At 46.5% G+C, this 15,645-nt stretch carries 11 protein-coding genes; 3 read left to right on the top strand and 8 right to left on the bottom strand.

All coding sequences use genetic code 11. The features are described 5' to 3' along the window. Positions 1-304: 304 nt before the first annotated feature. Complete coding sequence (locus ACIDITHRIX25_RS88730) at positions 305-2,098, bottom strand: phosphoenolpyruvate carboxykinase (GTP) (protein WP_052605852.1); 1,794 nt, start codon at positions 2,096-2,098, stop codon at positions 305-307. A gap of 110 nt (positions 2,099-2,208) precedes the next feature. On the opposite strand from ACIDITHRIX25_RS88730, the gene thiL reads away from it, so the two are divergent. Beyond that, positions 2,209-3,171: a thiamine-phosphate kinase gene (gene thiL / locus ACIDITHRIX25_RS88725; RefSeq protein WP_052605851.1), complete on the top strand. Its 963-nt coding sequence runs from the start codon at positions 2,209-2,211 to the stop codon at positions 3,169-3,171. A gap of 610 nt (positions 3,172-3,781) precedes the next feature. On the opposite strand, the gene ACIDITHRIX25_RS88720 is transcribed toward thiL, so the two are convergent. Further along, positions 3,782-4,276: a DUF5522 domain-containing protein gene (locus tag ACIDITHRIX25_RS88720; protein WP_052605850.1), complete on the bottom strand. Its 495-nt coding sequence runs from the start codon at positions 4,274-4,276 to the stop codon at positions 3,782-3,784. Further along, the gene (locus ACIDITHRIX25_RS88715; protein ID WP_052605849.1) at positions 4,260-5,156 is read right to left on the bottom strand and encodes an HTD2 family dehydratase; all 897 of its coding nucleotides are present in this window, start codon (positions 5,154-5,156) and stop codon (positions 4,260-4,262) included. Before ACIDITHRIX25_RS88715 ends, ACIDITHRIX25_RS88720 begins: the two co-directional genes overlap by 17 nt. Before the next feature lie 789 nt (positions 5,157-5,945). Here ACIDITHRIX25_RS88715 and ACIDITHRIX25_RS88710 point away from each other — a divergent pair. Together ACIDITHRIX25_RS88710 and ACIDITHRIX25_RS88705 are read left to right on the top strand one after the other, a co-directional pair. Next, entirely contained in the window at positions 5,946-6,224 is a 279-nt protein-coding gene (locus tag ACIDITHRIX25_RS88710; protein WP_052605848.1) for an Lrp/AsnC family transcriptional regulator, read from the top strand. Between the two features lie 594 nt (positions 6,225-6,818). Beyond that, positions 6,819-8,090 (top strand): anaerobic sulfatase maturase, encoded by a 1,272-nt coding sequence (locus tag ACIDITHRIX25_RS88705; RefSeq protein WP_201732426.1) that lies wholly within the window; start codon positions 6,819-6,821, stop codon positions 8,088-8,090. A gap of 390 nt (positions 8,091-8,480) precedes the next feature. Here ACIDITHRIX25_RS88705 and ACIDITHRIX25_RS88700 read toward each other — a convergent pair whose 3' ends face one another. The 5 genes from ACIDITHRIX25_RS88700 to ACIDITHRIX25_RS88680 all read right to left on the bottom strand — a co-directional run bounded on the left by ACIDITHRIX25_RS88700 (position 8,481) and on the right by ACIDITHRIX25_RS88680 (position 15,568). Then, on the bottom strand, positions 8,481-9,050 hold the full coding sequence (locus tag ACIDITHRIX25_RS88700) for a carboxymuconolactone decarboxylase family protein (protein WP_052605846.1): 570 nt from the start codon (positions 9,048-9,050) through the stop codon (positions 8,481-8,483). A 532-nt stretch (positions 9,051-9,582) separates the two neighbouring features. After that, the gene (locus ACIDITHRIX25_RS88695) at positions 9,583-10,215 is read right to left on the bottom strand and encodes a trimeric intracellular cation channel family protein (RefSeq protein ID WP_052605845.1); all 633 of its coding nucleotides are present in this window, start codon (positions 10,213-10,215) and stop codon (positions 9,583-9,585) included. 717 nt (positions 10,216-10,932) lie between these two features. Then, the gene (locus ACIDITHRIX25_RS88690) at positions 10,933-11,313 is read right to left on the bottom strand and encodes a hypothetical protein (RefSeq protein WP_052605844.1); all 381 of its coding nucleotides are present in this window, start codon (positions 11,311-11,313) and stop codon (positions 10,933-10,935) included. A 555-nt stretch (positions 11,314-11,868) separates the two neighbouring features. Further along, entirely contained in the window at positions 11,869-13,245 is a 1,377-nt protein-coding gene (locus tag ACIDITHRIX25_RS88685; protein ID WP_052605843.1) for a type IV secretory system conjugative DNA transfer family protein, read from the bottom strand. A gap of 865 nt (positions 13,246-14,110) precedes the next feature. Continuing rightward, the gene (locus ACIDITHRIX25_RS88680) at positions 14,111-15,568 is read right to left on the bottom strand and encodes a purine-cytosine permease family protein (RefSeq protein ID WP_052605842.1); all 1,458 of its coding nucleotides are present in this window, start codon (positions 15,566-15,568) and stop codon (positions 14,111-14,113) included. Between the last annotated feature and the right edge of the window lie 77 nt (positions 15,569-15,645).

The following is a 15,645-nucleotide window of genomic DNA, read 5'->3' as shown; positions in this document are numbered from 1 at the left end:
TTCGCGTTCATAAGCAATTCAATGATCTTCAACCACAATCGCTACAGGTGCACTAGAGCCCTTGTATTAGAACCCTTGCGCCAGAGGCTCCCTACTATAAACCCTTATTCATAGCGTCTTCATAATTAGGCCCAGCGAGCTCGACACAGTGCTAGCTCGACACAGTGCTAGCTCGACACAGTGCTAGCTCGACACAGTGCTAGCTCGACACAGTGCTAGCTCGACACAGTGCTACTCCACCTAATACTGCTCCACACAGCACTATGGGCAACTTTGATGGCAAACTATGGCCTCTATTTAGCCCCTAGTTACCGTTGGATCCCATCAGCGCATTTAGTTGATCGATAAGTTGAGCAGGCAACTTATCGCCAAAGGTTGCAAAGTGTGCCGAAATCGCCTCTATTTCACTAGCCAACTCTGTCGAATCAACCTGGTTCAAGAGCTCTAGGCGGGCTTTATCTATAGATAAGCCATCAAAGTTTGGGTCGTCGCTAACTGGAACGTATCCAAATGGAGTTTCACTCGCTTGAGCTCGTCCCTCAAGGCGGTCGACAATCCACGCTAGCACTCTTGAGTTCTCACCGTAACCCGGCCAAAGGAACTTATTGTCAGCGTCCTTTCGGAACCAATTGACAAGGTATATCTTAGGAAGTTTTAGCTCTTTGTTATCCCCAAAACTTAACCAATGTGCAAAGTAGTCACCCATGTGATATCCGCAGAATGGCAACATGGCAAAAGGATCACGACGCAAGTTTCCAACGGCACCAACCGCAGCAGCAGTCGTCTCTGACGCCATAGTGGAACCTAGAAAGACGCCGTGCTCCCAAGACTTCGACTCTGAAACCAGCGGAACTAATGATCGTCGCCTACCGCCAAATAAGATCGCTGAAATCGGAACACCTCTAGGGTCGTTCCACTCTGGCGCAATGTGCGGAGACTGTGCTGCGCCTACGGTAAAACGAGCATTGGGATGAGAGGCCGGCTTAGAGCTAGCAGGATCGTAGCGGTTCCCTTGCCAATCGGTCAGGCTCGAAGGCATCTCACCGTCGATGCCCTCCCACCAGACATCACCATCGGCGGTGAGAGCAGTATTGGTAAAGATCGTATCGCGAACCATAGTGTCCATGGCGTTAGGATTAGTTGCATAGCTTGTTCCAGGAGCGACACCAAAAAACCCAGCTTCAGGATTAAGTCCCCAAAGCCGACCATCTTCTCCGACTCGAATCCAACAAATATCGTCGCCCAATGTCTCAACCGACCAACCCGCAAGTGTTGGCACTAACATCGCTAGATTAGTTTTGCCGCAAGCCGATGGAAAGGCCCCAGTCATGTAATGAACCTCTCCGGCAGGCGAAGTTAACTTCAACAATAACATGTGCTCCGCGAGCCACCCCTCGTCCCGAGCCGCAACTGAGGCGATCCGAAGAGCGAGACATTTCTTGCCCAAAAGAGCGTTTCCGCCATAGCCTGATCCAAATGACCAGATCTCTCTCGTCTCTGGAAAGTGTGAGATATAGATATTTTGCGGATTACATGGCCATGCAACATCCTGCTCGCCTGAAGCTAGAGGTTTTCCAACTGAGTGTAAGCAGTGAATAAAATCACCATCTGCGCCTAGCTCCTCCAAGACCGCGGTGCCCATGGTGGCCATGATCCTCATGTTGGTCACGACATAGGGTGAATCCGTTATCTCTATACCGATCTTTGAAAAAGGCGATCCTAATGGCCCCATAGAGAATGGGATCACATATAGAGTCCGACCCACCATCGAACCGCGATAGAGCTCTGTCATCGTCGATTTCATCGAAAATGGATCCATCCAATTATTGGTAGGACCCGCGTCATCTGCAACGTTAGAGCAGATAAAGGTACGGTTCTCCACCCTAGCCACGTCACTTGCGTCCGAGTGGGCCCAATAGCTATTAGGCCGACGCACATCCGAGAGCTTCTTGAAGGTACCTTTGTTGACTAGTTCGCCTGCAAGGCTATCAAACTCCTCCTTTGAGCCGTCACAAAAATGAATTGCGTCAGGCTCGCATAAATCCGCTATCTCATTCACCCAATCGATAAGCTTCTTGTTCGAAGTAGGATAGTTCACCGGGTATTCCTCTCTCTCGAATCGATTTAGACGATTCGTAATGGTCGAAAACTGATATCTGTTTACCACAATGTTATGAATAATTATTATTACAGAAAATAGGGCACTAGGTGAAATCTGAGGGGATAAGAAAAAATAATAGTTCAAAAGTCAAACTCAGTGAATTCGAGATTCTAAATTCCTTCAACAGGGCACGCCAAGAGACAAATGATGAAATTATCGTTCCGGGCGGCGATGATGCAGCTGTTATCTCATTACCCAATCGGCTTGTAGTATGCGCGGACATAGTAGTCGAGGGGGTGCACTTTAGCCGTGAATATTTCAGCCTTAGTCAGATCGCCAATAAGGCGGTTGTGGTCAACATCTCGGATTTAGCCGCAATGGGTTCAACTCCTAAGTATCTACTCGCCGTAATAACCTCTCCAGGCGACGTAGATCTAAATCAACTCCTTACGGAGCTCGACCTAGCTGCAAAGGGATTCGGTGCTCGGCTAATTGGCGGAGATATCTCCTCTGGTAAAGATTTTTCAATTTCCATCACCGCAATTGGAGAGATCGACTCCAAGCGTCGCGTCATGGTTCGTTCTGGAGCCATAGCTGGAGAGTCAATATTTGTCACAGGACCACTCGGGGGTGCGTCCATGGGCCTTAAACTTCTTCAAAACCAAGCGCTTCCTCAAAGTTCAGATGAAAAAGATGCCATAAGAGCCCATCTTGAGCCAAACACCGCTCTGAAAGCGGGACTTTTGATCTCCGCCTTAGGTATTGGGTGCGCCATTGATATTTCGGATGGCCTCCTAGGCGATCTTGAGCATATAGCAGAGGGATCAAAAGTTGGCATCAACCTCACAGACGTACCGATTGCCAGGGGAGCAAGTTTATCTGACGCCCTCAATGGTGGCGAGGACTACGAGTTGATATTTACAGCCTCAATGCCAGAACAAATCTTAGAGGCCTTTAAAAAAGCGGGTCTTACGGCACCATATCTAATTGGAGAGTGCACGGCCATGCCAGACCAGCGTCACCTCTTTGGAAAAACCTACCAGCCAAAAGGATGGCAGCACTTCAACTAATCCTGCGACCACGGCAAAAGGTAAATTTCGCCCTGTAGCTGGCCAAACTTACCTGACTACCAAAGGATGTCCAAAAACAGCTCCAGAGAGTAAGTTCAAAAGCTTCGACAAAGGTTGTCTATAGCTTGCCGCCTAACTCTGTGTCGTCTGCTCTATGTCATGTGCCCCCTCAAAAGGAAAAACGATCCCTTGCCTCCGAGACCCTCTGTGAGACTTTGAGTATGAAAACCAGCGAATTGACTCGATCTCTTTTATCAAGCAACAAGGATGCTGGATTAAGAGATAAAACTTTTATCGCAAATGCTTTGTCGCAAACGCTAGGCCAACAACCCAAAAAGTCACTTCAAGAGCCCCTCGAATAACCTGCTGGCAAAGTTAAACCATCAGATATCAGGTTCGAGACTCCTTGTGAATCATGGATAAGGAGTCGAAATTCACCTGATCACCAATTTCCTAAAGGAGAATATAGGAAGAGTTCGATGCTGAAACAACTAGAAGTCAATCAGAACTATCCACCACGCTCTGCGTGCCCCATCAACAACTCGAAAATCCACTTAGTATAGAATCTACTTACAGAATCTAAGCACTTGTACGCGGAAATCTTTGCATCCTAGGACTTCATGGCTGCAGTCTTTGTCGAAGTCTTTACTCGGCTTTTTACTGGGGTCTTTGAGGCCAACACCACGCCCTGAAGTGCACATTCAATCAATCCCACTGTCTTGTCGTCATAGACGACCCGCGTCAAAAACGGACAATGCCGACAGACACTCTTACAGCAAAAGCCGCGATTCATATGAAACAATGGCGTCATCGTATGGTACTTAGAAAAAGGATCTCTATAGAGGCCAGATCCATTAGAGACCGCCTCGATAAATGCCCTTAGGACCACATATGCATCCTTGCGGCGATAGTTGAATCGCGACGGGTCGGGCAATATCCACCCATCCTTACCGTTCAAGAAGCTCTTTAGATCACTATTTTGAGCTATCTCAACACAGTCATCGGCCAGATGAGAGTCACCTGGAACGCTATAACCCATGCCTACCATTATCGACATCAGCGAAGTGACTGCATCTGGGATATTCTCATTAGAAGTATTGCCCATTAACCACCATCACCCCTAAATCACCTTTGAAAAGATGAACCTCAACATTGTCATCATTAACATTCTTTGCACAAAGCTCCACCGACTCGCCCTCAAAGACCGGAGCATGAGCTCGAAAGTCAAAGCTACGCAACTGCCGACTTGGATCCATCCGTGAAATTACCTCCAAAGCCGCCATCGCTAAGAGCGGACCGTGGACAACTAACCCCGGATAATGGTCAACCTCTTGACAATATTGACGATCTAAGTGTATTCTGTGCGAGTTGTAAGTAAGCGCCGAAAAGCGAAATAGAGCTGAAGCTGACGCTATCATATGTGCACGCAGATCTCCTTGTTCAGAGACCTCCCCATAGTCAATTAGAGCCCTAGGTAAATAGTGCGCACCGATATTTACAATTTCGGGATAAGTAGCATTGCTCGGACCTTCCAAGTAGACAAGACGTTGAGATTCCGTTCGACATAGCCTCTCAGATTGAAAGATCTCGTGTCTAATAGTCACAAAGACCATGGCCCCGGAACGTCCATTCTTATTGACGACTTCCTCAATCTTCGATACCATCCTGGTCTGGGTATTGAACTCTAGCTTTTCGAGCGATCTGATCTCACCACCGGCATACATACGACGAGGGTTAGCGAAGTTATATTCCCGAAGAAAATCGCCCACCACTTCATGTCCGTCATCACCAATTAGAGAGGTGGGAAAATCGTTCCAGAAATAGACCCAATGATCGAGAATGCAAAGGCCACCGTCGAGGTCGAAGTCATCGTCGCTTCGGTCAAAGAGACGATGGAGAGCGCGAACCCGACTCGGATCTAAGATCTCCAAATCACTTTGGTCTCGGGTCGGATATGATTGGCTAATTTCAAACGATATCGTCATCAACTGCTCCATCTTTGCGAATCTTGGGCCAAAGTGACCAACAGCCTTTGGTTAACCCAAATGATAACTGCTCTCCTCTTCAACTCAAGGACGCTAGTTCGTAGCTATTCGCTCAGATCTTGATTCGTTGAGTTCAAACCACAGAGCGGCTTCAAAACTAAGATATCAAATACCTTTGAATAATTGAGACTATTTTAGCCTTTAGAAATTACCACATCAAGAATATTTCAAAAATATCAAAGGTTATCCACCAACAAGTACTGATTCAAAGAAGCAAGATCCACGAAAGAAATTTAGCTAAGTTTTACCTTTCGACACCTAGGGTTATCAACTTTTGCAAAAAACGCAAAATCAACCAAAACAGGAAAATAATATCCTATTACTTCCAAAGTCGAATCCAATACGCTAATGGGAGGCCCAAGATAACGCTCTAAATATTACGCCATGAACTCACCCTCTAACGTCTTGGAGACAAAAGGCCAATTTGGAGTACCGATATCTCTGATACGATACCGAGCACAAATCAACCTTAACGGAGCAAAATTTCTAGTCCGCCGCCGACAATCGCTCTCCGAACAGCGATAACCCGAGAAATAATTCGCACAAACTAATCTGCCTCTGAGCTAGGCTCAAATTCGAACCCGCTTACTATGGGGTGTTGGCCTTACCTTTCACCAGGTTGTTAGGAATCTCTGAGAGTTAACTAAAGGCAGGCAGATGAGATCCATGCCTTAGATTACAATCTGGCCATTACATTAATGGATCAGCAAAAACTAGGAAGAAGCAACCTTGATAGCAGCATTTGTGTTGATACAGACAGAAATCGGACGGGTAGCCGAAGTAGGAAAAGCCCTTAGGGACGCACCTGGAGTAGAGTCAGCAGATGAAGTTACGGGACCCTATGACATCATTGCTAAAGTGCACGCTAGCGACCTGCTGACCTTAGGACGTTCAGTAACAGGAGCAATCCAAAAGATCCCAGGTGTGACGCGAACCCTCACGTGTCCGACTACACGTCATCTAAATCTTCCTGAAGACCCTTCACCCCACCGAGAAAATGATCTTTAGAACCCTGCAACCCTCGAAGAGACACTAGGGTTGTACGCCTAAAGCATTGTCATGCTGGGACCTTTATAAGACTCCATAAACCTTGAACGTCTCCTAGATCTAGGTTTTTATCAGACCTTGGTGACCTCAGACAGGTTCGATTCGAATTTCCACCAAATGACTTCGACCACTATAAAAAATAAAACCTAAAGAGCCAAGCCTTCGCCATTTAGATGGACAATGTTGCCTAGCGAGCCCCAAGACCCAACTCCCCTAGCCTTCATGGGAAACTTTCTGAACCTCGCGTCAACTAAGCCCATGGGTAACCAAACGGAACGAACCCCCTTGCAGCCAAGATTTCCCGCAAATACCAAAGTTAAAGGTAGAAACATCACAAACAACTCTAAAGCAAACCGTTGGTCTGCAAGTTCCCCAGGGCGAAGAAACCCTATCGCCATCGAGGAGGCGTTGATTAAACAAATTGCGGCACCAACTATATTAAACGAAATCACAATTGATCCTTCGGTCAAGAAACGGTCTAGGGTTCTATGGAAACCTAGGTAAGCCTTTAATCGAGGTCTAACCTACAAATTTATCCAGTACAGGAGCTAAACGATGGCCCTATCTTCACCATTTCTAGTGATGGCAAAGCCTGTTGGTCCGGTCTGTAACCTTTCGTGCGACTATTGCTACTATCTTGACAAACGCTCACTCTTTCCAAAACGAGAACCTTTTAGAATGTCCGACGAGGTTCTTTCGCATTACATAGAGTCAACTATCGCAGCAAGTAGCGGCCCCGTGGTACCCTTTGCCTTCCATGGAGGAGAACCTACCCTTGCCGGTAAAGGGTTCTTTGAGCGTGTCATCGAACTTCAAAAGCGCCATCTTCCGAAGGGGTGGTCAGCTTGGAACAATCTTCAAACGAACGGCACCCGCCTCGACGATGCTCTCTGTAAACTTCTAAAGAAGAATAAATTCAGTGTCGGCATTAGCATCGATGGACCCGAACATCTCCACGATATAAATCGGAAAGACCGCCTTGATAGACCAACCCACAAAAAGGTGCTCCAAGGGTTAAACCAGCTTCGCACCAATGGAATTGAACCTGACGTCCTATGCACCCTTAATTCCACTAATGTAAATCACCCTCAAGAGGTATATCACTTCTTCCTAGATCTGAAAGTGAGCTGGCTACAGTTCCTACCGGTAGTCGCTAGGGACGAAACCGGAACGCTCCTACCGTTATCAGTCGAACCAAGAAAGATGGGCGACTTTCTAAATGAGGTCTTTGATGAATGGGTTCGATACGACCTAAAACGAATCGGAATCCAAAACTTTCTCGAATGTCTCCTTGTCGTTGACGATAAGCCCGCAAATCTTTGCGTTATGGCCCCAAAGTGCGGAAATGTCTTAGCCATGGAACACGACGGCAGCATCTACAGTTGCGACCACTTCGTAAATAACGACAATTACTTAGGAAATATCCAAAGAGATAGTCTTGAACTACTCCTGACCTCGGACCGACAAGTCGAATTTGGAGCCACTAAATCAACGGGACTACCAGACCAATGTAAGAGTTGCCCAGTGCGAAAACTTTGCAACGGCGGATGCCCAAAGGATCGATTCGCAACCAGTAAAGATGGCCAAAGCGGCCTCAACTACCTCTGCGAAGGATATCTCTCCTCCTATAGCCATATCCTGCCTTACATTAGCGAAATGGTAGTACTAAAGAGAAGGTCGCAACCGATTCACCAAATAATGGATCAAATCGCACAGCGAGAAAAGGAGTTTCGCACAGCGATCAAACATGCTCAAAGAAACGACCAATGTCCATGCGGAAGTCGCAAGAAGCTCAAAAGTTGCTGCATCAATAAAAGAATAAATTGACAGATTACCTAAGGCATTAATGAAACAAAATACCCCACTTAAAGATCTAGCCTAGACGAAGATCTGACCAAGATACCAATCAGACGCAATCGTGATAGCCAAGAAGAAGGCTACTAAATTATTTTGCCAACCTTGCTTTATGTTGAATCACAACTGACTGAATCACAAAAAAGTCACATGTTAAATATGTGCACTTTAACAATTCACACCGAGTAATTGCGCTTATACCCTAGCCAAAGCGACCGCGATAAAAATACGCCAGAAACTCCGACTCACTGGTAACTATAGCGGCTATTCATCGCAATATCTCGTATTATTATGCAATCCCCAGAATGCGACTTGATATAGAGGTGGTGTCCAATTGCTTTAACCTGCTTACTTTGGAGTCGCCTAAATCCCAAAGATTCGCATTTGAAGAGCGAGAGTCGAGTAGTAACCAATCAAGGTTGTGAGTTCGAAGATCCCTTTCTCACCAAGATCTCTAACGCAGCGTTCAAAATCCAAATCGTCCAAATCTGCAGCTCCCAAAAGCAAACTTGCTGCCCAAAATGCTGTTGCCTCTGAAGGAGTCTTCGCCGATGGCAAGCCACCTTGAGAGATCGCCGAGAGGTCTTCGTCGGTGAGACCGACCTCTAGCGCCAAAGGTTCATGGGAGCTCCGTTCGAAGTCGCACTCCCACTTTTTGGCAACCATTAATATTACGGCCTCTCGAATTCGACCAGAGAGTTCACCAAAATAGCGAATTGTCGTGCCCAACTGAGAAAGAGCATGACCTAGCTTAGGCGCCAGTAACATTGCATTAAACGGTCCCCTTAGAGCTCCGTCGCTATCGACAAGGGACGATTGCTGGGATCCTTTTGACCTTGGGCCAAATACAATCTCATCGTAGAGCACCGCCTGATCTTGAGATAAATCGTCGGGTTTTAATTTTACGAGGCGACTGGCTCGCTCTTTCACCATATTATTTACTCTTTCTCGGAGGCTAGCTGCTATAAACTTAAAGATCCCTTAGTCCGGTCCCCTATCGTATCGCAAAACCACTCTGGGCCTGTGATCTGGGCCTGTGATCTGGGCCTGTGATCTTGTTATATCAATTTATCGAGTTACGAGCCCCTAAGCGCAAGGCACATTGCCTCCAGTAGCCCTAATGGAAGTCAAACTTGAGAGATATTCCCAAACTAGCTATTCCTAAATTTTGGGCTCGCCAGACATTAGGAGTCGTCAAAGTTCAACGTTGCCGTAGACAAGGCCCTTAATTCTTCTTTTTCTAACAATATGAGGCATTCTCTATCGGTCATTGCGCATGTATTTTACGTGGCACTATTCATGCTAAATGGCGATATTCATGCATTTTCTAATTGCCGTTGATACCTAGCGGTGCCAGCCTCTAATATCTAGATCAGATCCTTTGTTCTAGATGCGAATTTGCGGCACCTATCCACGCTAAAAGAGCTATTGGTATGTGCATAAACAAAAGCTCCGTCGCCACACATTATTGTATCTTGTCTCTAAAAGGCGGCTTGGGCGCATTCAAATTGAAATACATTCCAAGAATACGAATTATAAAACAACTCAAAGCAGCGATGACAATTGCCGAGGTTCCATAAATGCCAAGGCGAATCGAGGCGACAGTCAAGATCGAACCAACTATTGCGGGCACCGCATATAGACCTTTGGTGAGTACGGTAGGAACCTGACGGATGATCACATCTCTAATCATCCCCCCTCCAACCGCAGTGATCGCACCAAGAATAACCGACTGAGAGAGTCCAAGGCCAAAGGCCATAGCCTTGTCCGCACCGGCCACACAAAAGAGGCTCAATCCAATAGCATCAGCTACGTCAATGACGGAGATAAAGCGCTCCAAATGATGGCCCACGAGGAAGGCAATAAGGGCTCCCGCTGCAGCGACAGCCAAATATCTCCAGTCGGCGAAGGTCGCCGGTGGAAGTGAATTGATCAAGACGTCCCTAATGGTACCCCCGCCGAGGGCAGTCACCATTCCAACAACCACGACACCAATAAGGTCAAGGCTGGTCTGGCGCAACGCAATCAGTGAACCGTTGAGACCAAAGAAAAAAACTCCTGCTAGATTCAGAACAAGAAGCAACATTGATTCAGTCATAAATATCCATAGTCTCCGTCAAATCTTCTACTGTACCATGAGCAAACAAACTTCTGAATCAGCTCTAGCTGGCCAAAGAACCGCCTATCAGACCCCTTCAATGTAGTCTCCTCAAAAAGATGAAATTCATAGCTCCAAGAGACGCTATGACCAACCCACGCTATAGAGACATTGTCCTAGACACCTATCGAAAATAAATGAAAGGTTGAAGTTTTCGCCAGATCAATATTGCCATCCACATTTGCGATTAGAGTTTCGCCGAAACACTCCGCCAAGACTTTAACTAACTCTGCAGTCACAAATAGTTACGGCTTGACGTTAATCAAAATGAAATAGGATTGCTCTCCGCCATCATCTGATACTGGAGAGATCTCTTTGACCTCACCAGCCTAACATAGTAGTCATTCGACACGAGCGAAAGGAAAGTTGGATATGTAGAACCAAAAATAGTCAGCGCACAAAAGTTAGTTGATCGAGAACATTACGACCATAAAGTGCCAGTTGGAAAAACGTTCCTGTAATGCCACCTCAGAAAGAGAAAATCCATCAACGACAATTCAGGAAAAGATAATTCCTAGACGAAAAGAAATAAATGGGGCTCTTATTTGGTAAGTGTCAGCGATAAGCAGTTCAAAAACCCTGGCAATCGTTCGAACCAAGCGCAACGTCAAAGTCACCCGACCACTCAATAAAGCGGAAAATGAACTAGGCACCAAGCTAATGGAAACTTTGGGCAACGAGATATGCGCGTATCCCAAGACCTGAGACAAAGAGGCCGCCGATGCCATATAGCCAGTAGAGTCGATGGCGCATTGAATCGCGATATGCAAATAAAAAACCCGATGCAATTATCGCCACGAATCCATAAAAAGGATGAAAAGCAATCATCTTCTTGTGCTCCGAAGCCACCAAGTAGATCCCTGTAAGGACTTGAACATATATCGCGCCTTGGACAAAGATAGTAAACCACCACAACGCACGCGTTCGTAGCGCTGGGTAACGAATCGCCAAAAGCGTCCAAATCCCCGCCAATGCGTTTCCTATAATGACTATCCAAGCCCATGCCGCGTGAAAGCTAGTTACTGATCCAACTATCATGATTTACTCTTGCTACCTCCTAGCATCCACGCTAGCGATATTCATCGACGTAAGGGTCGTAAGAGCAAACCACCATATTGTCGACAGACCAAAGAGACCTCAAAGAATATAAGGAAAAATGAACTACCAAAAGGTTCGTCGATCTCTTAAAGCCACCAAAAACTCTGTTTTCTCATAGAGGCTACCACACCCCCGGAATGCAAGAAAATAGGCCTGGCCGCCAAAGGGCAATCGTCTCAGCAACACAAGCTAACACCGATCCTCACTAAGCCGACTCCAGAAATCTAAATAAGTTCCACAAAATCACTTCCAGTCGCGTCGATCCATGCTCAAAAGGCGACTTCGGCCAAGGTCGAGTGCCCCCATAAATTCGAGTGTTCTCCTAACTCCAAAATACCTCTCTAGCTTGCCTAACCAACCAAGCATCCACCACAGCGCTTAGCTTTATTATCTATTGGGTTCGCCAGTATCGCAAAAATTCAAGCGCTGAGGCTCTAGGATCCCTCGGCATCTTATTTACCAGGGTGGCCCTTTGGATATGTGAAATTGAAAAACTCAGATCGAAAGGCCGTCATCCCTCTTCTTGTCCTTGTAATTGCCCTGGGAGAGTCGACGAGAAAATGACGCTCGGATCTCTCTTTTTCTCGTCGTATCACCAAATCCCCTTTTTCGAAATGAGAAGCTCGGACTGTCACGGTTGTCAACTAGGACTCTCGAAAAGCCACTCCTCGTCACATAGAGTAGGAGTTCGCCCTTTATCCCAGTCGAGATCTCGTGAGGGGCCAAAAGGGGCTTGAAGGAAGATGTGAGCGATTCTTGGCGATATCCTCTGGTAGATTTAGACTTCGTAGGGAGCTCTACAATTCGCTCACCAGAGAGAATAGATAGATCCGAAAGGGTGCGAACATCGGCTATCCCAGGAAAGATTGCTGTGTTACCAAAGAGAGTAAGAAAGCCATCGCTCAAACCTGGCCATCTAGATCGGGCTTGACTGAGATCCTGCAAAATTCCCATCACCAAAATCCCCTGCGATGCGCCCTCAGAGAGAATAGAAGAAAGATCTCTAATCGGCGCAATATTGGCCATCTCATCTAAAAGCAGAGCTACTGAGGGTCGAGGTCGAGAAGACTTGGCCATTCGTTGGTCTAAAGCAGCCTGGCTATAGGCAGCCTCTCTGATCGATTGAAGAAGACCCAGTACAATCGGTGCCAAAATAGCCTGATGCGTTGAGGGTGCGACAATATATACGGTGTCTTTGGAGCTAACGAAGTCACTTGGAGAAAAGTTAGCCATCTTTGCCGATCGTAGAACCTTCGGCGTCCTATATCCCGACAATATCCCCGCTGCAGTTGAAGTAATTCCCGAGAGTTCCTTGGGTGCCGAAAGTGATATTGAGGCCAAGGTCCGAGCCGCCTCTGGATGCGAATTAGCCTCCAAAATCGATATAGCGGACTCTAATTCCTTATTTTCAATAGAATCCATCACCTCGACCATGGACCAACCTGCCACATTGGCAGCCAAGAGCAGCGGAGCAATTACCGCCTCGGCTCTCTCTTCCCAAAAAGATAGCGAGCCGCCCCTTGCACCAGTTACGCTCGCACCCAACATCGCACGTGCCATAAGTACTGCTCTCTCAAAGTCACAAGTAGAAGTAACGGGCGAAAAGTTGAGACGAATCGTCTGCGAGTCGTCCAGGGGCACACTTTCTAGTGGGTCAAAGATCCAAATCCGCCCAAGTTTCTGGCGTATGCGAAAGGTCTCGTTGAAGATATCCTCCTTGGTCGAGGTGACCACTACAGCACAATCGAGCTCATTCAAGTTAGGCATGACGATATTTCTAGTCTTTCCACAGCGAGGAGGACCCAAAACCAATAGATGGGATTCACTCGAGAGGCGAACTTCACCGCGCTTACCTTTACCTACGTAAAACAATTGCCGCACCAATCATCACAATTTAGTTTTATCTTATATAAAAATTAATGAAAATCAAAAGATCTGCTCAACAGAAGAGAATTAAGGCCTTCCACGCGACAATTAAATTTAGATTCATTCGATTAAAACCCTCTAAAAAATCAAAGTAGCCTTGGCCAATAAAGACTTTTAGGTCAATCTCGATCAACAACTTGAAACCTCACATAGATAAATCCAAACGATTCCCATCTCGATCGGCCTGGCTCCCGATTCGATACCGCCCAACTAACGCCGCTGCTAATGCACCCATAAAACCCCATTAACGAAATTGGAATAGCTCCAGCACCACTACATCGGTGAGGGGTGGAGCCACCCATTTATTCTAAAGCACCATTTATTGATAGCCATTGAAGATTAGTTCATGCAAAAGATATCCCACTACTACCTTGTATTGACGCTCTTTGTATTTCCGCAACCACCTGCAATTGATCAATCGACGCCATTGACTATTTCTTTCTATTAAAGAGCTCAAGCTCATCGAAGGTAAAAATATCAAAGAATGCTTTGACGCTGCTTTACTATTGCTGCATCGAAATTGCCAAGCCCCTTCAAGGTCAATTGCTGGAAACGAATTGCTCGAAACTAATCACTAGAGTCGCATTGCTAAAAATACAGGGGTGGGTATAGCTCTATCCAGATCTAACTCATTGGCATAACAGTCCAAATAATGTAGATCTACGCTATCTTCAAGCACCTATCGGCGGTCCCTGATAAAAAAATCCCTTTAGATCCTTTGAACATCAAAGGATCCAAAGGGATCATATCTTTAGATCATCAAGTCATATCGGGGCTATAAGCCCAACAGATTAATCTTAAATCTCTGGCACTAGTTTGGATTGATATTTGCAATAGCCAACTCGTCAATTTCTAGAGGTTGCTCTAGAGCTTCCTTGGTTACCTGATTTCGCGCCAACAGCCAGTAAGAGATACCGCCTACAAAAAATCCTACGAACACCGAGATATCCGCACCGTTGGTCGCGTTCGAAAAGATCGAGACGTAATGGGGGTAAACGTCAATTGTCAACATAGCTCCCGCCATACCCAATACCTGGGCGATGATACCCACCCAGTGAACACCACCATTACGGTAATAGATGCCTCCCTTTGATCGCTGCAGATCCAAAGCGGAATAACGGCGCTTTCGAAGCAGCCAATCAACCAGATAGACAGCAGTCCAAGGGGCAACCCAAACGATTATAAAGAGGATAAACTCCTGCAATAGGGTATTAAAGGAGGAAGAAAAGATAGCATAAGCCGTCAGCGAAGTACAGATTATAGTATCTAAGATAACAGCCTGCCAACGAGAGATCTTCAACCCCAACGCCTGCAAGGTAACTCCAGAGGAGTAAAGGTCCAAGCTATTGATCGCGAACAACTGAATGATGGAGACGATCAAATACGGCCATATAAACCAAGGAGTGAACTTCTCAGCAATACCGGTGATGCTCCCCGATGCGCTGCCAACATAAGTAGCGACGGCCGCGCCAAGAATCATAAGTGCAACCGATGGAATGTAAGTTCCAAGAAAGACCCAGCCGACTGTCTTTTTGTGCGAGCTCTCGCGAGGCAAATAACGAGAGAAATCGTTACCATTTTCAGTCCAACCCAAGCCAGATGCGGCAAGGATAAAGGCAAGTCCTTCGGTCATAGTCTGCCAGTTAGCGCCATGTGCCACCGAGTGAAGATTGACTTTGCCAAGTCCTAAGATCGCAAATACGATAAACAATAGGACAAAGGGCAAAAACAGCATCTTCATCGCCTTCAAAATGGCCTGGTGGCCAAAGAGCGGCAGAAGCAACTGAATCGCAGCAGCTACCAGCAAGATAGCAACTTTAACTCCAGTCGATGTATGAATTCCGGCCTTCGACAAGAGGGCAATGCCCGCTATTACGATCAGAGCCAGCCCTTCTGTCTCAAAGCCAACTTGCGTCAGCCAGTTGAAGAAGGCTATTAACTTAGAACCGTTTTGTCCAAAGCTTGCCCGATTGATCGTAAAGGTCGTCGTCCCGGCTTCGGGTCCTTGAAGAGAGGTAAGTCCCAAAAGAAAGTAAGAGAGGTTGCCAACCAGAATGATTATTACAGATTGAGCGAACGACAGGCCAAAGCTCATCAAGACAGCGCCATAGACCAATATCTCTACATTGAATATCGCGCCTCCCCACATCCAAAAGAGGTTTACCGGCTTAGCCCAGCGCTCACGGGCAGGTATATAGTCAATACCGCGCCGCTCAATACCAACGGGACCAGACTCCGCGATAGGTATTTCAAAAGCTTCTTTTACCAATTAATTTTCTCCTAAACAGACTAATTATGGGGTGCATTCCTATGAAATATGTGACTTACATTCAAAGCTAGTTGTAG

Source organism: Acidithrix sp. C25, from assembly GCF_904848545.2.
This window is presented reverse-complemented; position numbering and strand designations above follow the sequence as displayed.